Annotated in this window: 23 protein-coding genes; 15 read left to right on the plus strand and 8 right to left on the minus strand. The window is 65.6% G+C overall.

Annotated features, from left to right (window positions below):
- Positions 1–57 precede the first annotated feature (57 nt).
- From ACILR9_RS13150 to ACILR9_RS13165, 4 genes are all read left to right on the plus strand, one after another.
- The gene (locus tag ACILR9_RS13150; RefSeq protein WP_395710387.1) at positions 58–357 is read left to right on the plus strand and encodes a DUF1244 domain-containing protein; all 300 of its coding nucleotides are present in this window, start codon (positions 58–60) and stop codon (positions 355–357) included.
- A 116-nt stretch (positions 358–473) separates the two neighbouring features.
- Complete coding sequence (locus ACILR9_RS13155) at positions 474–746, plus strand: DUF2312 domain-containing protein (protein ID WP_395710388.1); 273 nt, start codon at positions 474–476, stop codon at positions 744–746.
- Between the two features lie 68 nt (positions 747–814).
- Entirely contained in the window at positions 815–1,966 is a 1,152-nt protein-coding gene (locus ACILR9_RS13160; RefSeq protein ID WP_395710389.1) for a YncE family protein, read from the plus strand.
- Complete coding sequence (locus ACILR9_RS13165) at positions 1,963–2,925, plus strand: Bug family tripartite tricarboxylate transporter substrate binding protein (RefSeq protein WP_395710390.1); 963 nt, start codon at positions 1,963–1,965, stop codon at positions 2,923–2,925. The genes ACILR9_RS13160 and ACILR9_RS13165 overlap by 4 nt, the downstream gene beginning before the upstream one ends.
- A gap of 486 nt (positions 2,926–3,411) precedes the next feature.
- On the opposite strand, the gene ACILR9_RS13170 is transcribed toward ACILR9_RS13165, so the two are convergent.
- The 4 genes from ACILR9_RS13170 to ACILR9_RS13185 form a co-directional block, all read right to left on the minus strand.
- Positions 3,412–4,086, minus strand: coding sequence for a DUF429 domain-containing protein (locus ACILR9_RS13170; RefSeq protein ID WP_395710391.1), 675 nt, complete (start codon positions 4,084–4,086; stop codon positions 3,412–3,414).
- Between the two features lie 7 nt (positions 4,087–4,093).
- Complete coding sequence (locus ACILR9_RS13175; RefSeq protein ID WP_395710392.1) at positions 4,094–5,311, minus strand: NADP-dependent isocitrate dehydrogenase; 1,218 nt, start codon at positions 5,309–5,311, stop codon at positions 4,094–4,096.
- Positions 5,312–5,514: 203 nt separating this feature from the next.
- Positions 5,515–7,737 (minus strand): NADP-dependent isocitrate dehydrogenase, encoded by a 2,223-nt coding sequence (locus tag ACILR9_RS13180; protein WP_395710393.1) that lies wholly within the window; start codon positions 7,735–7,737, stop codon positions 5,515–5,517.
- Between the two features lie 110 nt (positions 7,738–7,847).
- A complete protein-coding gene (locus ACILR9_RS13185) occupies positions 7,848–8,441 on the minus strand; it encodes a TIGR00730 family Rossman fold protein (RefSeq protein ID WP_395710394.1) in 594 nt (197 codons plus the stop codon).
- A gap of 117 nt (positions 8,442–8,558) precedes the next feature.
- On the opposite strand from ACILR9_RS13185, the gene ACILR9_RS13190 reads away from it, so the two are divergent.
- From ACILR9_RS13190 to ACILR9_RS13220, 7 genes are all read left to right on the plus strand, one after another.
- Complete coding sequence (locus tag ACILR9_RS13190; protein ID WP_395710395.1) at positions 8,559–9,755, plus strand: LysM peptidoglycan-binding domain-containing protein; 1,197 nt, start codon at positions 8,559–8,561, stop codon at positions 9,753–9,755.
- 29 nt (positions 9,756–9,784) lie between these two features.
- Positions 9,785–10,477, plus strand: a complete 693-nt coding sequence (locus ACILR9_RS13195; protein ID WP_395710396.1) for a phosphatidylserine decarboxylase — start codon at positions 9,785–9,787, stop codon at positions 10,475–10,477.
- 28 nt (positions 10,478–10,505) lie between these two features.
- Positions 10,506–11,336: a CDP-diacylglycerol--serine O-phosphatidyltransferase gene (gene pssA / locus ACILR9_RS13200; protein WP_395710397.1), complete on the plus strand. Its 831-nt coding sequence runs from the start codon at positions 10,506–10,508 to the stop codon at positions 11,334–11,336.
- A gap of 17 nt (positions 11,337–11,353) precedes the next feature.
- Positions 11,354–11,968, plus strand: coding sequence for a CDP-alcohol phosphatidyltransferase family protein (locus ACILR9_RS13205; protein ID WP_395710398.1), 615 nt, complete (start codon positions 11,354–11,356; stop codon positions 11,966–11,968).
- A 202-nt stretch (positions 11,969–12,170) separates the two neighbouring features.
- Positions 12,171–12,317: a Flp family type IVb pilin gene (locus ACILR9_RS13210; RefSeq protein ID WP_395710399.1), complete on the plus strand. Its 147-nt coding sequence runs from the start codon at positions 12,171–12,173 to the stop codon at positions 12,315–12,317.
- Positions 12,318–12,380: 63 nt separating this feature from the next.
- The gene (locus ACILR9_RS13215) at positions 12,381–12,872 is read left to right on the plus strand and encodes a prepilin peptidase (protein ID WP_395710400.1); all 492 of its coding nucleotides are present in this window, start codon (positions 12,381–12,383) and stop codon (positions 12,870–12,872) included.
- A gap of 82 nt (positions 12,873–12,954) precedes the next feature.
- A complete protein-coding gene (locus tag ACILR9_RS13220; RefSeq protein WP_395710401.1) occupies positions 12,955–13,158 on the plus strand; it encodes a hypothetical protein in 204 nt (67 codons plus the stop codon).
- Here the strand turns inward: ACILR9_RS13220 and ACILR9_RS13225 are convergent.
- Positions 13,155–13,925, minus strand: a complete 771-nt coding sequence (locus tag ACILR9_RS13225; RefSeq protein WP_395710505.1) for a glucose 1-dehydrogenase — start codon at positions 13,923–13,925, stop codon at positions 13,155–13,157. The two genes, ACILR9_RS13220 and ACILR9_RS13225, sit on opposite strands and share 4 nt — an antisense overlap.
- A 139-nt stretch (positions 13,926–14,064) precedes the next feature.
- Here ACILR9_RS13225 and ACILR9_RS13230 point away from each other — a divergent pair, with 139 nt between their 5' ends.
- Together ACILR9_RS13230 and ACILR9_RS13235 are read left to right on the plus strand one after the other, a co-directional pair.
- Positions 14,065–15,633 (plus strand): ABC transporter substrate-binding protein, encoded by a 1,569-nt coding sequence (locus ACILR9_RS13230; protein WP_395710402.1) that lies wholly within the window; start codon positions 14,065–14,067, stop codon positions 15,631–15,633.
- A complete protein-coding gene (locus ACILR9_RS13235; RefSeq protein WP_395710403.1) occupies positions 15,630–15,911 on the plus strand; it encodes a GNAT family N-acetyltransferase in 282 nt (93 codons plus the stop codon). Before ACILR9_RS13230 ends, ACILR9_RS13235 begins: the two co-directional genes overlap by 4 nt.
- On the opposite strand, the gene ACILR9_RS13240 is transcribed toward ACILR9_RS13235, so the two are convergent.
- A complete protein-coding gene (locus ACILR9_RS13240; protein WP_395710404.1) occupies positions 15,912–16,307 on the minus strand; it encodes a DUF2177 family protein in 396 nt (131 codons plus the stop codon).
- A gap of 229 nt (positions 16,308–16,536) precedes the next feature.
- Positions 16,537–17,283 carry a hypothetical protein gene (locus ACILR9_RS13245; RefSeq protein ID WP_395710405.1) on the minus strand — a complete coding sequence of 249 codons (747 nt, stop codon included), beginning with the start codon at positions 17,281–17,283 and terminating at the stop codon, positions 16,537–16,539.
- A gap of 321 nt (positions 17,284–17,604) precedes the next feature.
- Between ACILR9_RS13245 and egtB the strand changes: the two genes are divergently transcribed.
- Complete coding sequence (egtB, locus tag ACILR9_RS13250; RefSeq protein ID WP_395710406.1) at positions 17,605–18,741, plus strand: ergothioneine biosynthesis protein EgtB; 1,137 nt, start codon at positions 17,605–17,607, stop codon at positions 18,739–18,741.
- Positions 18,738–19,703 (plus strand): L-histidine N(alpha)-methyltransferase, encoded by a 966-nt coding sequence (gene egtD / locus ACILR9_RS13255; RefSeq protein WP_395710407.1) that lies wholly within the window; start codon positions 18,738–18,740, stop codon positions 19,701–19,703. The genes egtB and egtD overlap by 4 nt, the downstream gene beginning before the upstream one ends.
- Here the strand turns inward: egtD and ACILR9_RS13260 are convergent.
- Entirely contained in the window at positions 19,681–19,947 is a 267-nt protein-coding gene (locus ACILR9_RS13260; RefSeq protein ID WP_395710408.1) for a hypothetical protein, read from the minus strand. The two genes, egtD and ACILR9_RS13260, sit on opposite strands and share 23 nt — an antisense overlap.
- Between the last annotated feature and the right edge of the window lie 302 nt (positions 19,948–20,249).

Raw genomic sequence — 20,249 nt, forward strand, 5'->3', positions numbered from 1 at the left:
CGGCCGCAGCCTATATCCCCGAACAGAATTCCGATTGCGCGTTCTCAGGAGGCCGTCATGGATGACAAGACCCGCACCGAACTCGAAGCCGCCGCCTTTCGCCGGCTGGTGGCGCATCTGCAGCAGCGCACGGATGTGCAGAACATCGACCTGATGAACTTGGCCGGCTTCTGCCGCAACTGCCTGTCGCGCTGGTACCGCGAGGAGGCCGGCACGCGCGGTATCGAGATTGCCGATCCCAAGGCCCGCGAGATCGTCTACGGCATGCCCTACGACGACTGGAAGGCGAGGTACCAGAAGGAGGCCAGCGGCGAGCAGAAGAAGGCTTTCGCGAAGTCGCACCCCAATCACGGGTGATGCCGCGCCCTTCGGCCCGCAGTCCCCGTTATCCCCATCATTAATCGCGGCGCCGTCATTGAGTGGACATGGCCGCCGCTTCTATGGTCCGCGCGACAGGATCAAGGAGTGTGGACATGCCGGATGGAAGCGCCGTTTCCAAGAAAGTCAAGGCCGGGCCGATCTCGGCCGACCGGTTGAAGAGCTTCGTCGAGCGCATCGAGAAGCTCGAGGAGGAGCGCAAGGCGATCGGCGGCGATATCAAGGACGTCTACAGCGAGGCCAAGGGCGTCGGCTACGACGTCAAGACGATGCGCAAGATCGTGTCGCTTCGGGCCATGGACGCGGCAGACCGCGCCGAGCAGGAGACCCTGCTCGACACCTACAAGCATGCGCTGGGCATGGTCTGACAAAGTGCGCTAGGGTCCCTTCACGGCTCGAACGCTCCCATCAACGGAGCTAGCCGGGGAGGACTACCATGCGAACAACCGTCACGATTGGAGCCTGCATTGCGTTGAGTGTTGCGGCTGCGTCGGCCCAGGCGCAGCTCGCTGTCTCGTCGAACGATCACAAGGTCAAGCAGGAGAACGGCGTCACCGGCAACGTTGCCGATCCGCAACCCGACTCCATCACCATCCTCGATCTCGGTGTCGTCCCGGTGAAGGTGGTCGGCACCATTGCCAACGTGCCCGGCAGCGTCGTCGGGCCACCGACGTCGGTCGCCCTTACGCCGGACGAATCGCTGGCGCTGGTCGCCTCGTCGACCATCATCGATCCTGCCGACAAGACCAAGACCAAGCCCGACAACCGGGTGAGCGTGATCGATCTCAAGGACCGAAAGGTCGTCGACACGCTCAACACCGGAGCGGGCGCGGCCGGCGTGTCGATCACCAAGGACGGCAAGCGCGCCTACGTGTCCAACCGCATGGCCGGCTCGGTTTCCATTCTGGGCATCGATGGCAAGAAGGTGACCGTGCTGAAGACGGTCGACCTGGTTCCGGCGGCGGCCCTGTTGAGCCATGTCGCGGTGTCGCCCGACGGCGCGACCGGCGTGGCGACCCGCAACGGCGATGCCAAGGTCGCCGTGCTGAAGCTCGGCGGCGACTCGCTGGCCGAGAAGGCCACGCTCGACGTCGCGCCCAGGCCCTATGCCGTGTCGATCACGCCCGACGGCAAGTATGCCGTGGTGGCCAGCCTGGGCGATCCCAAGGGCAACGGCGTGTTCACCGTGATCGATATCTCGGGCGACGCGCCCAAGATCGTCGGCACGGTGGATATCGGCCACGAGAATCTCGAGGGTGCGATGATGTCGAACGACGGCAAATGGGTCGCCGGCGTGGCCCATGGCGGGTCGACGCGGCCCAAGGACGCGCCGCAGCACAAGCCCAACGGCATGGTCGTGCTCTATCGGCTCGACGACGGCAAGCTCACCAAGACCAGCGAGGCGCCGATCGGCGCCTGGTCGCAGGGCGCTTCGTTCTCCAAGGACGGCAAGACCGTCGCGGTACAGAACATGATCCAGAAGAACATCCAGGTGTTCAAGAACGACGACGGCAAGCTCACCGACACCGGGCAGAAGATCGACACCGGCGGCGGCGCCGCCGCCATTCGCGCGTCGACCGACCGATGAGGCGACGCACGCTCATTCTCGCTTCGCTCGCCGCCCCCTTGGCGGGCGGGGCGACCCGCGCGCAGACCTTCCCGTCGCAGCCGGTGAAGGTGGTCGTGCCGTTTCCACCCGGAGGCGGCACGGACGCGCTGGCCCGCGCCATCCAGGAGCCGATGCAGAAAGCGCTCGGCCAGCCGGTGATCATCGACAACAAGGGCGGCGCCGGCGGCAATCTCGCGCACGAGTTCGCAGCCAAGCAGCCGCCCGACGGGCATACCGTGCTGTTCAGCAGCAACAACCAGATGCTCTACCCTTTTCTGGTCGCCAAGCTCGGCTACGACCCGGCCGCCTTCGTGCCGGTGGGGTTCGTCGCCAAGCAGGAATCGGTGTTCGTCGGCGCCGCCGATGCGCCGTGGGCCGATCTCGCGGCGATCACCGAGGCGGCGCGCAAAGCGCCTGGTGAGGTGCAGTACGGAACCGCCGGCGTCAGCACGCCGATGCACCTGTCGACCGAGCGCTACGCGCTCCTGAACAAGATCAGGCTGACGCACGTTCCCTTTCGCGGCACCGGTCCGCTGGTCACCGACCTGCTGGGCGGCCACATCAAGCTTGGCATGTCGAGCCTGACCAGCGTATGGCCGCACATCCAGAGCGGCAAGCTCAAGGCCTACGGCATGGCCGCGCCGGAGCGCGCCGCCCTGGCGCCCGACATCAAGACCTTCAAGGAGCAGGGCTTCGGCGACGTCGACGGCACCATCGTCTACACGCTGATCGCGCCGCCCGGCACGCCGGCTCCCATCGTTGCCAGGCTGAACGAGGCGCTGAACGCCGGCGTCGCCACGCCGGAGATGCGCGAGGAGCTACGCAAGCGCGGCTTCGTCGCCATGGGCGGCACGCCCAAGGAGCTGGCCGACTGGCTGGCAGTGCAGGCCGGCATCTGGGGTCCGGTGCTGCAGGCTGCGGGTATCAAGCCGGAATAGGCGCCTCCACCGGCGGGTCGTCGAGACGCAGCAACGAGCCCGAAGACGGGCTTGATGATCCACGGAAGATTGAGGACGGCGATGTAGGCCGCGACCTGGAGCGGCGTCCAATTGAGCCCTTTCAGATAGTGATTGAGCGGCTGGTAGATGATTCCGACGCGCGCCTGACCGATGCCTTCGACAACGTAGACGACGGCGAAGAACAGCAGCAGCCGGTTGATGTGCCGCTGTTCGTCTGCCGTTCGTGAGGGCGCGGTAGCGACGATGGATCTGTCTCCCGTCTTCTATTCCTCCCCAAGCGTAGCTTGGGGAGGTGTCGCCGTCTTCGGCGACGGAGGAGTCATGAGCAGCGGGACTGAGGCTCATGACCCCTCCGCCCCGTATGACGGGGCACCTCCCCAGCAAAGCTGGGGAGGAGAGTGAAGGGCGCGCCCATACGAGAATGCCTTGCCCGATTGCGGGGAGGCGAGAGAAGAGCAGACATCCTCAATACCAGATGTTCATCGGCAGGCCGCAGCTGTCGCGGGCGCGGGCCGGGCCGAGGCGGGTGGCGGCGCTCTGGGCGATGAGCAGGGCCGTGCGGCAGACGGCTATGGCGTCGAGGATGTCGTCGCGCGCGGCGCCGGACAGGCGATCGGCCGGGCAGGGGAAGCCGTGCTCGGTCAGCAGCCGGCAGCGCTCGGCATAGCCGTCGGGCTGGCGTTTCTTGCTGAGCACGGGCCGGCCGCCGTTCATGCGCGCGAAGGCAAGCTCGGGATGGGCCTCGTAGACGATGCGCTTCAGCCGCGGTCGCGAGCGCAACAGCCCGTCGACCTCGCGCATCTTGGGGAAGAGATGAAAGGTCTGCTGGTTGATGCCGATGCCGAGCTTGCGGCTGGTGGCATTGGCTTCGGCGTGCGTGGTGCAGGCAAGCGCCGGTCGGCACGGTGTCGGGAAGACCGAGCTCGCCTTGCCGGGCAGCAGCTTGCGCGCCTCGGCCTCGCAGGCGCGCGGCGGGCGCGGTACGTCGACGAAGCCGATCGGCATGTCGACGGCCAAAATGGAAAGACCCTCGCAGGCTTCTGCGAGGGTCTTCACGACTCGAATGTCGAGCGCGCCGCGGTCGTCGCGCCGGCAGATCACCCAGCCGGTGCGGCAGCCGTCGGCGCCTCCGATGATCAAGGGGCGATCACCACGCCGCCATCTTGGCCTTGAGGTTGCCGTCGAGGGTCGCGAGGAAGTCCTCGGTGTTCTGGAACGGATGGTTCTTGTCGATCAGGATCGCCAGATCCTTGGTCATCTTGCCACTCTCAACCGTCTCGACGCAGACCTTCTCGAGCGCCTCGGCGAACTTCACCACATCAGGCGTGCCGTCGAAGGTGCCGCGATAATGCAGGCCCTGGGTCCAGGCGAAGATCGAGGCGATCGGGTTGGTCGAGGTCGGCCGGCCCTTCTGGTGCTCGCGGTAATGGCGGGTCACCGTGCCGTGCGCAGCTTCCGCCTCGACCGTCTTGCCGTCCGGCGTCAACAGCACGGAGGTCATCAGGCCGAGCGAGCCGAAGCCCTGGGCCACCGTGTCGGACTGCACGTCGCCGTCGTAGTTCTTGCATGCCCAGATGAAGGCGCCTTCCCACTTCAGCGCCGAGGCGACCATGTCGTCGATCAGGCGATGTTCGTAGGTGATGTTCCTGGCCTTGAACTTGTCGGCGAATTCCTTGTCGAACACCTCCTGGAAGAGGTCCTTGAAGCGGCCGTCGTAGCGCTTGAGGATGGTGTTCTTGGTCGACAGATAGACCGGCCAGCCGCGCATCAGGCCGTAATTGAACGAGCTGCGGGCGAAGCCGATGATCGACTCGTCGGTGTTGTACATCGCGAGCGCCACGCCGGCGCCCGGGAAGTCGTAGACGTTGTGCTCGATCTTCTTGCCGTCGGCGCCCTCGAAGGTGATGGTGAGCTTGCCCTTGCCCGGCACGACGAAATCGGTGGCGCGATACTGGTCGCCGAAGGCGTGACGGCCGATCACGATCGGCTTGGTCCATCCCGGCACCAGGCGCGGCACGTTCTTGCACACGATCGGCTCGCGGAAAATGGTGCCGCCGATGATGTTGCGGATGGTGCCGTTGGGCGACCGCCACATCTCCTTGAGGTTGAACTCCTTCACGCGCGCTTCGTCGGGCGTGATGGTGGCGCACTTCACGGCGACGCCGTATTGCTGCGTCGCCTTGGCCGAATCGACGGTCACCTGGTCGCGGGTCTGGTCGCGATGCTCGACTCCCAGGTCGTAGTACTTCAGGTCGATGTCGAGGTAGGGAAGGATCAGCCTGTCCTTGATGAACTTCCAGATGATGCGGGTCATCTCGTCGCCGTCCATCTCGACGACCGGATTCTTCACCTTGATCTTCGGCATCGTGCTCTCCTTCGAGCCTCGCGATTCTTGACGCTCGCGGCCTCTTCAGTTTCCTCCCCAGCTCCGCTGGGGAGGTGTCTCGGTAATCCGAGACGGAGGGGTCAGGAGCTTCAGTGGGGCTTTCGACCCCTCCGTCGCCGTATGACGGCGACACCTCCCCACGCAAAGCGTGGGGAGGAAAGGGGGTTCTACCTGACGCGGCGTCAAAGAGCAGCGAGTGCCGCGTTCAACGTCGCGCTCGGCCGCATCCCGGCCGATGTCTTGGCCTGATCGGGCAGATAATAGCCACCAGTATCGACCGGCTTGCCCTGCGCGGCGATCAGCTCGGAATCGATCTTCGCTTCGTTGGCCGCCAGCGTCTCCGCCAGAGGCTTGAAGCGGGCCGACAGGGCCGTGCTGTTGTCTCGCCTGGCCAGCGCCTGTGCCCAATACAGTGCCAGGTAGAAATGGCTGCCACGATTGTCGATTTCGCCGACCTTGCGTGCCGGCGAACGGTTGTTCTCGAGGATCTTGCCGTTGGCCTCGTCGAGCGTCTCGGCCAGGACCTTCACGTCCTCGCTTCCGGTCGTCTGCGCCAGATGTTCCAGCGAAGCGCCGAGCGCCAGGAACTCGCCCAGCGAATCCCAGCGCAGATACCCTTCGTGCTGGAACTGCTCGACATGCTTGGGCGCCGAGCCGCCGGCGCCGGTCTCGAACAGACCGCCGCCCTGCAGCAACGGAACGATCGACAGCATCTTGGCCGACGTGCCGAGCTCCATGATCGGGAACAGATCGGTCAGGTAGTCGCGCAGCACGTTGCCGGTGACGGAGATCGTGTCGAGCCCCTTGCGGATGCGCTCGAGCGAGAGCTTCATCGCCTCGACCGGCGCCAGGATGCGGATGTCGAGGCCCTTGGTATCCTCGTTCTTGAGGTACTTCTCGACCTTGGCGATCAGCTGCGCGTCGTGCGCGCGCTTGGCGTCGAGCCAGAACACCGCCGGGGTATTGGTCAGGCGCGCGCGCCGCACGCCGAGCTTGACCCAGTCCTGGATCGGCTCGTCCTTGACCTGGCACATGCGGAAGACGTCGCCGGCCTCGACCTTCTGCGACATCAGGACGGTGCCGTCGTCGGCGACCACGCGCACCGTTCCAGCGGTGGCGACCTCGAACGTCTTGTCGTGCGAGCCATACTCCTCGGCCTGCTGCGCCATCAGGCCGACGTTCGGCACCGATCCCATCGTCTTCGGATCGAAGGCGCCGTTGGCCTTGCAGTCCTCGATGACGGCCTGGAACAGCGTCGAGTAGCAACGATCGGGGATCGCGGCGATCACGTCCTTCAGCTTGCCATCAGGGCCCCACATCTTGCCCGACTCGCGGATCATCGCCGGCATCGATGCGTCGACGATCACGTCGCTCGGCACGTGCAGGTTGGTGATGCCCTTGTCGGAGTTGACCATGGCGAGGCCCGGCCGCTTGGCATAGGTCGCCTGGATGTCGGCCTTGATCGCCGCCTTCTCGGCCTCCGGCAGCGTCTCGATGCGGGTCATCATGTCGCCCACGCCGTTGTCCGGATCGACGCCGAGCTTCTTCAGCGTGGCGCCATGCTTCTCGAACACGTCGGCGAAGAACACCGAAACGCAATGACCGAACAGGATGGGATCGGAGATCTTCATCATGGTCGTCTTGACGTGCAGCGAGAACAGGACGTCGTCCTTCTTCGCGGCGTCGATCTGCGCGGCGAAGAAGGCGCGCAATGCCTTGGCGCTCATCACCGAGCAATCGATGATCTCGCCGGCCTTGAGCGGCGTCTTGGCCTTCAGCACCGTGGTCGTGCCGTCGCCGGCGACCAGCTCGATGCGGGCATTGGTCGGTGCCGCGACGGTCGTCGCGACCTCCGAACCGTAGAAGTCGTTGCCCGACATGTAGGCCACGCGCGTCTTCGAGTCCTTGGTCCAGGGACCCATCTTGTGCGGATGCTTGCGTGCGTACTGCTTGACGGCGCCGGCGGCGCGGCGGTCGGAATTGCCCTCGCGCAGCACCGGATTGACGGCGCTGCCGAGCACCTTGCCGTAGCGGGCGCGAATCTCCTTGTCCGCCGGCGTCGCGTCGCTGTCCGGATAGTTCGGCACGTCGTAACCCTTGCCCTGCAGCTCCTTGATCGCGGCCTTGAGCTGCGGGATCGACGCAGAGATATTGGGCAGCTTGATGATGTTGGCCTCGGGGCGCATCGCAAGCTTGCCGAGCTCGGCGAGCTCGTCGTTGATCCTTTGCTCGGGCTTCAGCTTGTCCGGGAAGTTGGCGATGATGCGGCCGGTCAGCGAAATGTCCTTCAGCTTCATCTTCACGCCAGCCGTCGCGACGAAGGCCTCGACGATCGGCAGCAGGGAAAACGTCGCAAGCCCGGGCGCTTCATCGACCTTCGTCCAGACGATTTCGAGATCTGACATACTTGCACCTCCGTGTGCCGCTTCGGTTCGGCTGAGTTGATCAATTGCTGATTATGGCCAGTCTTGTTGCATCGCCGTGAGGCAAAGGCAATTACAGCCGTTCGACCGCGTCAGACTCGATCCAGCCGCTTTTCGAGGCCGGCCGAGCGCGGCATCGCGGCGATGGTCGGCAGAAGCTGATCGAGGTCCTGGATGAAGGCCAGATGGTCGAGGTGGCTCGCTTCGGCAAAGCCTCGATCGACGATCGATCGCAGCAGGATGGCAAGGGGGGCCCAATAACCGCCCTGGTCGATGATCACGATCGGCTTGGTATGCAGCCCAAGCGTGCGCCACGACAGGACCTCGAACAACTCCTCCAAGGTGCCGATGCCGCCCGGCAGAACGACAAAGGCCTCGGAACGCTCGAACATCTGGAGCTTTCGCTCGTGCATGTTGCGGACGACGATGGTCTTGGACAGGGCCGGGTGGCCCGCTTCACGCTGCAGGAGAAAATCCGGGATGATGCCCACCACCCTGCCGCCGCCGGCCAGGGCGGCGTTGGCCACCAAGCCCATCAGACCGACCCCGCCACCGCCATAGACCAGCGTTATGCCAAGTCGGGCCAGGCTTTCGCCCAGCCGGACGGCAATATCCCGGGCCTCGGGATCAGACCCGAAGCGGGAACCACAAAAAACGCAGACGGAGGAGAGGGGCGGAACTGACACCGAGGCTACTTTTTACAGTCGAACCGACAGCTTTCCGGATCGCAATGACATGGTATCATTTCGCATAGACTGGTCGCGACGCCAAATGGGGTGCTGGGTCGCACCACTGGGAGGGTGATGTCACGGACGCTAATCACGCTGGTTGCGATCGGTGCGGTCGTCGCTGCCGCGCTGGGGGTGGGCTGGCGCGCCAAGCTCGACGATCAGGCCACGCTCGATCGCGCAGCCAAGCCTGCGGTCGCGACGGCGCCGTCGGCGCCGGCCTCGGCCCCTGCGTCGCCGCCGCCGACAGGCGCGGCATCGACGGCGCTGCCGTCGACGACGGGCGCCCAGGCAGCGACCCCTCAATCACCGTCAGGAGCGCCGGCATCGCCTGCCGAGCCGTCCTCGTCGGCAGCTGCATCATCAGCGCCCGCGCCGGCAGCGCCGGCTAGCGCGACCGTTGCTGCCAGACCTTCGCAGGCTGAGTCCCCAAGACCGCTCGGGCCGCCGACCTTCGACATCGCCCGCATCGGCACCGATGGCCGCGCGGTCATCGCCGGCCGCGGAGCGCCGGGAGCGAAGATCGTGCTGTTGAACGGCGGCAAGGAGATTGCGCGCTCCGAGGCCGACTCGCGCGGCGAATGGGTGATCATCGCCCAGGATCCGCCGCTTGGCGTCGGTCAGCACGAGCTGCGCGTGCTGCAGCATATCGAGGGTCGTGCGCCGGTGACCTCGGAGCAGGTCGTCGTCGCGGTCGTGCCGGCACTGCCATCGGCGGGGGCGGCGAAGCCCGCCGTCAAGGAGGAGACGCTGGTCATGATCGTGCCGCCCGGCGGCGCGACCAAGCTGGTGCAGCCGCCGTCGGCGGCCGGGGTGCCGAAGTCGGGCGATCTCGGCGTGTCGACGATAGATTACGACGAGCGCGGCAAGGTCACGATCTCGGGCGACGCCGCGCCCGGCGCGGCCGTGCGGGCGTATGTCGATGACAAGCTGGTGGCCGAGGGCACGGCAGGGCCGGATGGACGATGGCGGTTGACGCCGTCCGATCTCGTCGAGGCGGGCAAGCACCAGCTTCGCGTCGATCGGCTCGCCGGCGATGGCAAGCCGGTGGCGCGTCTCGAGTTGTCCTTCGAGCGCGTGGCTGCGGCAACCACGTCGGGAGACACGCGACGCCTGATCGTGGTGCGCGGCGACAATCTATGGAACATCGCGCGCCGCCACTATGGCGCCGGCTACCACCACACCGTCATTTTCGGGGCGAATCAGGGTCAGATTCGCAATCCGGACCTGATCTATCCCGGCCAGGTATTCACCCTGCCGAAGGTGAACTGACCCGCGGCGACGAAGGGAAGACCGTCTGCATGCTGGCGAATTTTCTGGTGCCGATCCTCGAGGACGGCTGGCGTTTCGTCGCCGTGTTCGCGGCCGCGACCCTGATTGCGGCCTTGACCGGCGTCGCCTGGCTGTTCTGGCCGTTGCTGCTGCTCACGCTGTGGTCGATCTATTTCTTTCGCGATCCATCGCGTTGCGTGCCGCAGGATGACGGCATCCTGATCGCGCCGGCCGACGGGCTGGTGCAGATGATCGTCGACGCCGTGCCGCCGGCCGAACTGGGCCTGGGCGACCGGCCGCTGACCCGGGTCTCGATCTTCCTGAGCGTGTTCGACGTTCACATCAACCGGGCGCCCTGTAGCGGCATGGTCGACGTGGTGGCCTATCGACCGGGTCTGTTCCTCAACGCCTCGGCCGACAAGGCGAGCGACGACAACGAACGCATGGCGATCACGCTGCGTCGCGCGGACGGCCGGCTGGTCGGCTGCGTGCAGATCGCCGGCTGGGTGGCGCGCCGCATCGTCTGCTACATCAAGCCCGGCCAGATTGTGGCAGCCGGCGAGCGCTTCGGCCATATCCGCTTCGGCAGTCGCACCGACCTCTACCTGCCGGGCGGCGCACGATTGCTGGTGGCGGCGGGCCAGCGCATGATCGGCGGCGAGACCGTGATTGCGGAACTCGATCCGGTCGCGAGCGTTCCCCGCCAGGCGATCGAGTTCTAGCAGCGATCGAATTCCAGGAGAGCCTTCCATGGACAGGGACTTTCGTTCCCGCGGACGGTTGCGAGGCTTTTCGATCAACCGTCTGATCCCCAACGTGCTGACTTTGGCGGCGCTGTGCTCGGGGTTGACCGCGATCCGCTTTGCCTTGCAGGGCCAGCTGCGTCTCGCCGTCATCGCCATCATCGTGGCTGCGATCTTCGATGCGCTGGACGGCCGAGTCGCGCGCCGTCTCGGTGTGACCAGCCGGTTCGGCGCCGAGCTCGATTCGCTGTCGGATTTCCTCTGCTTCGGCGTGTCGCCCGCACTGGTTCTCTATCTTGCCTCGATGCAGGGCGCGGGGTCGCTGGGCTGGGTGATCACCCTGATGTTCCCGATCTGCTCGGCGTTGCGCTTGGCGCGCTTCAACACCGCGCTCCTGTCCGATACGCCGCCGCCGGCTTGGACGGGCTCCTTCTTCACCGGTGTTCCGGCGCCGGCAGGCGCGCTGCTGGCGCTGATCCCGCTCATGGTGAGCTTCGAGATCGAGGCCGCCTGGCCGCGACACCCTGCGGTCGTCGGTACCGTGCTGATCGTGGTCGGCGGCCTCATGGTGAGCCGGCTGCCGACCTTCTCCTTCAAGAAGGGAAGGGTGCCGCGCCATCTCGTGCTGCCGCTGCTGCTCGGCGCGGCGCTGGTCATGGGCGTGTTGGCAAGCTCGCCGTGGATCGGCATGTCGCTGCTCGGCCTCGCCTACGCCTTGCTCATACCGTTCAGTGGGCTCTCCTATCGACGCCAGGCACGGCAGGATCGCCAGGCCGCGGCGCTGAACGAGGTGGTGACCTTGCGCGCCGTCGACTCGGGAGTGTCGCGACCCGACTGATCGCGCGCTCGATCGCAATGTTCGACCCGCTGCTGCGGCGCCTGGTGGATCCGCCGCTCGATCGCACCGGCGCCTGGCTGGCGGCGCGCGGGGCGTCGGCCAATGCGCTGACGCTCGGCGGACTGGCCATCGGGCTGCTGAGTGTGCCCCTGGTGGCCTACGGCTCCTATGGTGCGGCCCTGCTTGCGATCGTGATCAATCGCGTGGTTGATGGCCTCGACGGCGCCGTGGCACGGCACCGCGGCGTCCAGCCGTTCGGGGGTTATCTCGACATCGTGTGCGACATGGCGTTCTACGCCGCCGTACCCGTGGGATTCGCACTTGCCGATCAGCACAATGCCGTGTGGGCGTCCGTGCTGCTGGCCTCGTTCATCTGTACGGCGTCCTCCTTTCTTGCGCGCGCCGTGCTGGCGCAGCAACGCGGCGAGGTCGACGACGGCAAGCGCGGCCGCAAATCTTTCTTCTTCTCCGCCGGGATCATCGAGGGCAGCGAGACCATCTTGGCCTTTGTCCTGTTCTGCCTCTTCCCGTCCGCCTTTCCCTGGCTCGCCGCGACCCTGGCGCTGCTGTGCTTCTGGACGGCCGCCGCGCGCGTCGTCGACGGCTTTCGGGCGGGCGATAATCCGGGCTAGCGACATGCAGTGGTAGTGTGCCAAAGATCATACCAGCCTTTGTTTTGCCATTGATAAGATAATTAAAATCAATGGCTTAGATGAAGATCTTCAAGATTTTTCCCAATTCTGGTTGACCTGAGATTCCACCTTAAGTACCGTCTCTACTATTATTGGTGCTTGGGTCCGTGTGGGCCGCGCCCGACCGACTATTGGAGCGAACATGTTGTCCCTTTTTCGCCGAATGATGAAAAACCAGCAGGGCGCTGCCGTCGTCGAGTTCACGCTGATCGTTTCGTTGATCGCCGTTGCGGCGATCGCCTCGATGCGTTCGGTGGGTGGCAAGCTTTCGAGTGTCATCGGCAACTGATCGTTGCGTGTGCGCAAGAAGCGAGGGCGGCCTGAAAGGGCCGCCCTTTTTTGTTGGTTGGTGATGTCGCGCGCCGACATCCTGCAGGTGCCCTGCCTGGTCGCGTACGCCGTCGTGCTGTTGCTCGCCGCGTGGCGGGATTGGCAAACCCTGAAGATCGCCGACGTCTTTCCCTTGATGATCATCGCTGCGTTCGCCGTCTGGGCGGCGGGCGGTTACGTCGGCGGTCGAACGTCGGTCGCGGAGATCGCACTTGCGGCGGCGGCCGCGCTTGTTCTTCTTGTTGTTGGCGCTGCTGCCTTTGCCGCCGGTGTGCTCGGAGGTGGCGACGTGAAGCTGCTGGCCGCTGCGGGATTGTTTGCCGGGCCCGCGCACGTCGTCGCGTTCCTGATGGTCGTCGCGTTGGTGGGCGGTGCAGTGGCGGTCGCGGTTCTCGCGGGCGTGAGGGTCGGTCCCCGGATGGCCGAGGATGCCGGACTGCGGAGACGGCTGCCTTACGGTCCGGCAATCGCGGCAGGCGGATTGTGGGTCACGGCCGCACGGCTCTTCGCCTGAGGGGGCAGGAGCGACCGACGATCGACGGTGGCTGATAATGCGCCGTCGGGCGACGGGGAGAGGGCCATGTCGCGTTGGCAGGGTGCCAGGCAAGCGCTGGCAGGTCGTGCTCTACCTCGACAACAACAGCGGCAAGTTCGTCGTGCCGATGATCAACTGCCGCTTCACCGACGCCGGCGAGCTTGTCGAGCAGACTCATGCGTCGGTGCCGCCGGAGCGGGTTGCCCGGTTCGGGAGAGCGATATTCTCGAGTGATCGGTTGGTGCGGAATTGGCGGCGTCGCTAGGCGAGCACCGAGTAGCCTCCGTCGACGGTGATCGCCGCGCCAGTGACGAAATCCGATGCCGGCGCCGAAAGAAACACAGCGATCCCGGCGAAGTCGTTCGGCACACCCCAGCGGCCGGCGGGCGTGCGGCGCAGCACGTTGTCGTGCAGGCCTTCGACCTGCTCGCGCGCCCGCTTGGTGAGCGCGGTGTCGATCCAGCCCGGCAGGATGGCATTGACCTGGATGTTGTCCTTGGCCCAGGCGGTGGCCATCGACTTTGTCATCTGCACCATGCCGCCCTTGCTCGCGGCATAGGCTGTCGCGAAAGGCGCGCCGAAGATCGACATCATCGAGCCGATATTGATGATCTTGCCGGCGCCGCCCTTCTTCATCTCGGGATAGGCGGCGTGGCTGCACACGAAGGCGCTGGTGAGGTTGCTGTCCATCACGGTGTGCCATTCAGCCAGCGTGTACTGCTCGGGCTGCTTGCGGATGCTCATGCCGGCATTGTTCACCAGGATGTCGAGCCGGCCGTAAGTCTTCATCGTCTCGGTGATCAGCGCGCGGCAGGACTCTTCCTTCAGCACGTCGACCGGGATGGCGGTCGCCTTGGCGCCCTTGGCCTGGATCTGAGCTACAGCTGTCTTGTTCTTTTCCGCATCGCGAGCCGCGACGACGATCGTCGCACCGGCTCCGGCCATGCCCAGCGCCATGCCGAGGCCGATGCCACCATTGCCGCCGGTGACGACCGCCACGCGGCCGGAAAGATCGAAAAGCTCCATGGCCATTTCCCCCTGTGCGAAGCGGGTTTGTATAGCCGAGGCCCGCGGCGGGAAACAGAACGATCCGCCATTCTCATTGCCGGCGATGGCCGTTCTCATTGTCGACGATCCCCGCTACGGTGCCGACAGGAGTAGGAGGGTGTGCATGCATAGGCTTGTGGGACGCCGGGCGGTCGTGGCTGGCAGTGCGGCGTTGGCGACCGCGTCGTTGATTCGTCCGCGCGAGGCGCGCGCGGCGAAGGCGCTGACGGTGGTGCTCGAATCGGAAGTCACCATCCTCGACCCGCACGTCATCACGGCGACCATCACGCGCACGTTCGGCCTGCATGTCTTCGACATGCTGTTCGCCATGAACGAGAAGGGAGAGATCAAGCCGCAGATGGTCGGGAGCTATGACAGCAGCCCCGACAAGCTCACCTGGAGCTTTGTGCTGCGCGATGGCCTCAAGTGGCACGACGGCGCGGCGGTCACGGCCGAGGATTGCGTCGCCTCGCTCAAGCGCTGGTCGGTGCGCGATCCGCTGGGCAAGATGCTGATGGCCGACACGGCCTCGCTCGATGCCGTCGACGCCAGGACCTTCAAGCTCGTGCTGAAGCAGCCCTTTCCGTTGCTGCTCGAGGTTCTGGGCAAACCCAATGCGCCGCTGCCGGTGATGATGCCGGCGCGGCTCGCGGCGACGCCGGCCGATCAGCGCATCGCCGAGCCGATCGGCTCCGGCCCGTTCCGTTTCCTCAAGGACCAGTGGCGGCCAGGCAACGCCATGGTGCTGGAACGCAATCCGGCCTACGTGGCGCGCAAGGAAGCGCCCGATTTCCTGGCCGGCGGCAAGAACGTCAAGATCGACCAGCTCACGCTGCGCGTCATGCCCGACCAGTCGACCGGCGCCAACGCACTGATGGCGGGCGAGATCGACTACATGCAGTACCTGCCGTTCGACATGCTGCCGGTGCTCGAGAAGGACAAGTCGGTCAAGCTGATGGGGCTGGGCGGCATCCATCAGTTCCAGGGCAATTTCCGGCTCAATCACGCGGCACCGCCCTTCGACAACCCGGCGGTACGAAAGGTGATGTGGAAGCTGGTCGACCAGGACGCGACCCTGACGGCGATCGGCGTGCCGGAGCGCTATCGCAGCAAGACGTGCCCTTCGTTCTGGATGTGCGGCACGCCGCTCTCGACCGATGCCGGCGCCGGCATCGCCAAGGTCGACCTCGCGGCGGCCAAGGCCGAGCTCAAGGCCTCGGGCTACAAGGGCGAGCCGGTGATCATCCTCGAGGTGGCGGGCTCGATCAGCCAGACGGCGTCGCGGGTGCTGGTCCAGAACATGCGCGACGTCGGTTTCACGGTCGAGCAGCAACCGCGCGACTGGCCGACCGTTCTCGCCCGCCGTGCCAAGAAGGAGGGCTGGTCGATGTTTCCGGTCTACTCCAACGGCACCGACATGTACTCGCCGCTGACCCATTTCTATGTCGCTGCAACCTGCAATGACTTTCCGGGTTGGTCCTGCGACAACCGGGTCCCTGAGCTGATGAAGGCGTTTACGCGCGCCGCCACCCTGGAGGAGCGTCGCAAGATCGCGGCGGACATCCAGGTGGTGGCCTACGAGATGGTGCCCTCGCTGATGTGGGGGCAGTTCACCATCCCGGCGGGCTATCGCACGGACCTCAAGGGCCTGATCCAGTCCTCCTATCCGATGTTCTGGGAGGTCGACCGATGAGCGATCTGCGAGGTGAGGGCATGGTGAAGCACAACGAGGCGGAACACCGCTACGAGCTGGCAACGGACCATGGCCTCGCCGTCGCCGTGTATCGCCAGCAGGGCGACAGCGCGATCTTCACCCACACCGAGGTGCCGCCGGAAGATGAGGGCAAGGGAATCGGCGGCCGGCTGGTGCGCGCCGCGCTCGACGACACGCGCCGGCGTGGCCTGAAGATCGTTCCGGCGTGCAGCTTCGTCGTCGCCTTCGTGCGGCGCCATCCGGAGTATGCCGGCTGATCAGGCCGCGATCGCGCGGACGGCAAGGAAGGCCGCGGCGGCAGCCGCTGCCGTCGCGACGGCACCCCAGGCGAGATCGACCAGGCTGACCGCCCACGGCCAGCCGCGCACGGTTGCGAGATTGGTGAAATCGTAGGCGGCGTAGACGCAGAAGCCGAACAGCGCGCCAAACAGAACCGCGCCGGACCACGAGCCGGCGGCCGGCAGGACGAACACGACGATGCCGAGCGTGTGGATCAGGTAGAACGCCGCGGCCGGCACCCAGTTGGGTCTTTCGAGCAACAACGAGCCGAGGCGAGCATAATAGAAGTCGCGCGCCACGACGCCGAGCCACAGCGCGTCCAGCACGACGATCGTGAGCAGCGCGGCGGCATAACCGATGGGGACAGCTTTCATGATGGCTCCTGTCGACCCTCCGGCATTCGAATAGCAACAAAGATTCCGTCATCCCGAGCGGAGCCGCCCGAAGGGCGGCGCGATCGAGGGACCTTTCTTGGCGAAGCTGCAACAAGAAAGGTCCCTCCACTACGCCGCGCTACGCGCGGCTCCGGTCGGGATGACGGGACTTCTTATATGCGAATGCCCTACTATGGACCCGACTACTTCTTACGGGCCGCACGCGCGCTCAGATTACCGCGAAATGAGCGCGCAGCATGTCGCGCGCGGCACTGCCGGCAGCCAGCGTCCAGCAATTGACGATGGCGACGCGAAAGCCGCCCGGTGGCATCGCATGGCGGCCGGGCGGCAGGTCCTCGTGGAAAGTGATCTGCAGGCTGGAGACGTCCGGCACGCGGCGCACCGCCTGCTGCAGCTCGAGCGGCGGATGGCGATACTGTTCGCGATGCGGCACGAAGAGCACGACGCTGTAGCCAGTACGACGGGCCGAATCGTCGAACTGCCACACCTTGCGCGCGTACAGGTCGATCAAGGCCTCGACCCACCCGCTACCGTACAGGTCGGGCCACTGGTCGGCGAAGCGCAGGTGGGCTTCGATGATGCGCGCTCCGATGGTCTCGAGGTTCAGCATGCCGGTGTAGCCGCGCAGGTGCTCGCGACACCAGCGGCCGCACCAGTCTTCGACGGCGGGCACCGCGTCGGCATGGACCTCCCAGTAGTCGAACGTGCCCTCGCCGCTGGCAATGCCCCGGGCGTGACGCCACCAGCGCGGATCGCCATCGACGACCGCGACGTCGCTGCTGACGTGATCGCCTTCGAGCAGCGTCGACCACATGTGGCCGGGCCGGTAGGCCTCGGTATAGTCGGCCGGGGAGGCGAGCACGCGGCTGCCGACGCCCATGCCTTTCAGGTTGTAGATCGGTTTGGAAAACACGGGGTAGCTCGGCGGCGGAACGCCGTGGGGGGCTGCTGCCATTTTTTGGCTGGTAGCCACGCTAAGCTTGTCATAGACCCAACGATGACCCGGATTCCACAGCCAGCCGTCACTGTCCTCAGTCGGTATGAAAACGTCGGCCGGACAGATGGCACTCTCAAAATATTGAGTGCGCCAAGGATCGATCTCGCAAATCGGCACTTGAATTCCTGAATGGCGCAGGGGGACGATGTAGAGTGAGCGCGCGACTGTATCATTGCAACCGGGTACTGTGTCGTGCGTTGCAGGCGGTGCGGAGGTGACGTGTCGGACCAGCAGACGCTGAGCAAGCGGGTAGTCGAGTCTCCTGGTCCAGAACGGTTCATGACCGTACGCGACCATACCGAACGTCTGGCGGATCCCCTGTCGCCCGAGGACCAGACGGTTCAATCGATGCCCGACGCCAGCCCGACCAAGTGGCATCTCGCACATACGACGTGGTTCTTCGAAACCTTCGTGCTGAAGCCGTTTGCGCCGCGCTATCAGGCGTTCGATCCAGCCTACGAGTATCTGTTCAATTCCTACTACGAGGCGGTCGGCCCGCGACATCCGCGACCGCAGCGCGGCATGATCACGCGACCCGGCGTCGAGGAGATCCTGGCCTATCGCCGCTATGTCTCCGAGGAGATGGTCAAGCTGCTGCACGCCGGCGACAACCGCATCGAGCCGCTGGTGGAACTCGGCCTCCATCACGAGCAGCAGCACCAGGAATTGGTGCTGATGGATGCCAAGCACCTGTTGTCGCTCAATCCCTCGCATCCGAGCTATAGCGCGGCGGCGCCGGCGCTTTCGCCTCAGGACGGTGCGCTGGGTTGGCGAGAATTCGCCGGCGGGCTGCAGGAGATCGGCCATGGAGGTCCGGGCTTTGCCTTCGACAACGAGGGACCGCGGCATCGCGTGTGGCTGGAGCCGTTCGCCCTGGCGGCAAGGCCGGTGACCTGCGGCGACTATCTGGCCTTCATCGACGATGCTGGCTACCGACGCCCGGAACTTTGGCTGTCAGCCGGTTGGGACTGCGTCAATCAGCGGGGCTGGGAGGCGCCGCTCTACTGGCGGAGGGACGGCCAGGACTGGCACGTCTTCACGCTGGCCGGCATGAAGCCTGTCGATCCTGCCGAGCCGGTCTGCCACGTCAGCGCCTTCGAGGCGGCGGCCTTCGCCAAGTGGGCGGGCAAGCGCCTGCCGCGGGAGCAGGAGTGGGAAATTGCCGCCGGCTCGACGAGCGGCGTCGGGCAGGTTTGGGAATGGACCGCCAGTCCCTATATCGCCTACCCGGGCTACCGCGAACCGGCGGGCGCCATCGGCGAGTACAATGGCAAGTTCATGGCTAACCAGATGGTGTTGCGCGGCGGCTGCGCCTTCACGCCCCCCGGTCACGTGAGGCCGACCTACCGGAATTTCTTTCCCGCGGATGCGCGCTGGATGTTCGGCGGCCTTCGTCTGGCAGAGGATTTGCGATGAACGTTTCGGCATTGGCGATCGATCGGCTCGAGGCCGTCGATCGGAGTGAATTCGCGGACGCGGTGCTCGCGGGACTGTCGCGCCATCCGCGCGCCATTCCTGCCAGGTTCCTGTACGACGAGCGCGGCTCGGAGCTGTTCGACCAGATCTGCGAGCTGCCCGAGTATTACCTCACGCGCACCGAGACCAGCATTCTCGAGTCGTGTGCGCCGGAGATCGCGGCGCTCGCGGGACCCGGCTGCGCGCTGATCGAGTACGGCAGCGGTTCGAGCGTCAAGTCGCGCCTGTTGCTCGACGCCCTGGTCGATCTCTCGGTCTATGTGCCGATCGACGTCTCGCGCCGCCATCTCGACGGCACGGCGGCTGCCTTGCGGCGGGACTATCCCAGCCTCGATGTGCGTCCGGTCTGCGCCGATTACATGGCGTTGAGCGAACTGCCCGAGGAGGTGAATGGCGCGCGGCGGCTCGGCTTCTTCCCGGGCTCGACCATCGGCAACCTGACGCCCGGGGAGGCGACGGCGTTCCTGCGCCGCGCCCGCGCACTGCTGGGTGACAAGGGTGCCCTGGTGCTCGGCGTCGACCTGAAGAAGGATCCGCGCCGTCTGCACGACGCCTACAACGACTCCGCGGAAGTCACGGCGCAGTTCTCGCTCAATCTGCTGCACCGCATGAATCGCGAGCTGGGCGCCGATTTCGATCTGGCCGGCTTCGCCCACGACGCCTTCTACAACGCCCTCGAAGGGCGCATCGAAATTTACCTGCGCAGCCTACGTCCGCAGGTTGTGACGGTGGCTGGCCGGCGCTTCAGCTTCTCGGCGGGCGAGCGGATCCACACGGAATGGTCCTACAAATTCGACAGCGCCGGCATCGCTGCGCTCGCCGCAAGCGCCAGTTTCGCCATTGCCCGCACCTGGACCGATCCGGCGAACCTGTTTGCCGTCACGTACCTGGTTGCGGCTTGAGTCTGGCCGAGAGCTCCCGGTGAAGATGATCGTCGCGTATCCGCGGCAGCATGCGGCGTAGCATCTCGTCGGCCGGCTGACCCAGGCGTTCGGCCTCGGCCAGCTCGGCGAGGAAGGCGGCAATCTCCGCCTTCGAGGCGAAGCCCATGTAGCTATCGTCCGCCTCGTCGATGTAGCAGACCGGTGAGCTCGACTCGGGCGATATCGCCTCGGGCGGGACGGGTTTGTCGCGCTTGCCGGTCATGTCGCAGGGCATTCGTATGTGAGAGAATTTCCGTCATCCCGACCGGAGCCGCGCGCAGCGAGGCGTAGTGGAGGGACCTCGCTTGGGACCTGTAGCGAAATAAGCGCTTCGTTTGCGACGACACTACTGTCATCCCGAGCGCAGCGAGGGACCTTTGAGGCAGCGATAAAGGTCCCTCGCTGCGCTCGGGATGACAGCGATTTTGGATCGATTGTTTGGTCACAGGCCCTTACTGCAGAATCAGCAAGAAAGGTCCCTCGACTGCGCCGCCCTTCGGACGGCTCCGCTCGGGATGACGGGAT

It is taken from the genome of Reyranella sp. (genome assembly GCF_044224635.1).
Classification (GTDB): domain Bacteria; phylum Pseudomonadota; class Alphaproteobacteria; order Reyranellales; family Reyranellaceae; genus Reyranella.

What these genes read in the sequence shown, in the direction of transcription:
- egtD (WP_395710407.1), top strand. Translation starts at nt 18,738, where the DNA reads ATGAACGTTTCGGCATTGGCGATCGATCGGCTCGAGGCCGTCGATCGG.
- ACILR9_RS13245 (WP_395710405.1), bottom strand. Translation starts at nt 17,283, where the DNA reads ATGGCAGCAGCCCCCCACGGCGTTCCGCCGCCGAGCTACCCCGTGTTT.
- ACILR9_RS13210 (WP_395710399.1), top strand. Translation starts at nt 12,171, where the DNA reads ATGTTGTCCCTTTTTCGCCGAATGATGAAAAACCAGCAGGGCGCTGCC.
- ACILR9_RS13205 (WP_395710398.1), top strand. Translation starts at nt 11,354, where the DNA reads ATGTTCGACCCGCTGCTGCGGCGCCTGGTGGATCCGCCGCTCGATCGC.
- ACILR9_RS13195 (WP_395710396.1), top strand. Translation starts at nt 9,785, where the DNA reads ATGCTGGCGAATTTTCTGGTGCCGATCCTCGAGGACGGCTGGCGTTTC.
- ACILR9_RS13150 (WP_395710387.1), top strand. Translation starts at nt 58, where the DNA reads ATGGATGACAAGACCCGCACCGAACTCGAAGCCGCCGCCTTTCGCCGG.
- ACILR9_RS13175 (WP_395710392.1), bottom strand. Translation starts at nt 5,311, where the DNA reads ATGCCGAAGATCAAGGTGAAGAATCCGGTCGTCGAGATGGACGGCGAC.
- ACILR9_RS13240 (WP_395710404.1), bottom strand. Translation starts at nt 16,307, where the DNA reads ATGAAAGCTGTCCCCATCGGTTATGCCGCCGCGCTGCTCACGATCGTC.
- egtB (WP_395710406.1), top strand. Translation starts at nt 17,605, where the DNA reads ATGACCGTACGCGACCATACCGAACGTCTGGCGGATCCCCTGTCGCCC.
- ACILR9_RS13235 (WP_395710403.1), top strand. Translation starts at nt 15,630, where the DNA reads ATGAGCGATCTGCGAGGTGAGGGCATGGTGAAGCACAACGAGGCGGAA.
- ACILR9_RS13225 (WP_395710505.1), bottom strand. Translation starts at nt 13,925, where the DNA reads ATGGCCATGGAGCTTTTCGATCTTTCCGGCCGCGTGGCGGTCGTCACC.
- ACILR9_RS13160 (WP_395710389.1), top strand. Translation starts at nt 815, where the DNA reads ATGCGAACAACCGTCACGATTGGAGCCTGCATTGCGTTGAGTGTTGCG.
- pssA (WP_395710397.1), top strand. Translation starts at nt 10,506, where the DNA reads ATGGACAGGGACTTTCGTTCCCGCGGACGGTTGCGAGGCTTTTCGATC.
- ACILR9_RS13165 (WP_395710390.1), top strand. Translation starts at nt 1,963, where the DNA reads ATGAGGCGACGCACGCTCATTCTCGCTTCGCTCGCCGCCCCCTTGGCG.
- ACILR9_RS13215 (WP_395710400.1), top strand. Translation starts at nt 12,381, where the DNA reads ATGTCGCGCGCCGACATCCTGCAGGTGCCCTGCCTGGTCGCGTACGCC.
- ACILR9_RS13260 (WP_395710408.1), bottom strand. Translation starts at nt 19,947, where the DNA reads ATGACCGGCAAGCGCGACAAACCCGTCCCGCCCGAGGCGATATCGCCC.
- ACILR9_RS13230 (WP_395710402.1), top strand. Translation starts at nt 14,065, where the DNA reads ATGCATAGGCTTGTGGGACGCCGGGCGGTCGTGGCTGGCAGTGCGGCG.
- ACILR9_RS13155 (WP_395710388.1), top strand. Translation starts at nt 474, where the DNA reads ATGCCGGATGGAAGCGCCGTTTCCAAGAAAGTCAAGGCCGGGCCGATC.
- ACILR9_RS13180 (WP_395710393.1), bottom strand. Translation starts at nt 7,737, where the DNA reads ATGTCAGATCTCGAAATCGTCTGGACGAAGGTCGATGAAGCGCCCGGG.
- ACILR9_RS13190 (WP_395710395.1), top strand. Translation starts at nt 8,559, where the DNA reads ATGTCACGGACGCTAATCACGCTGGTTGCGATCGGTGCGGTCGTCGCT.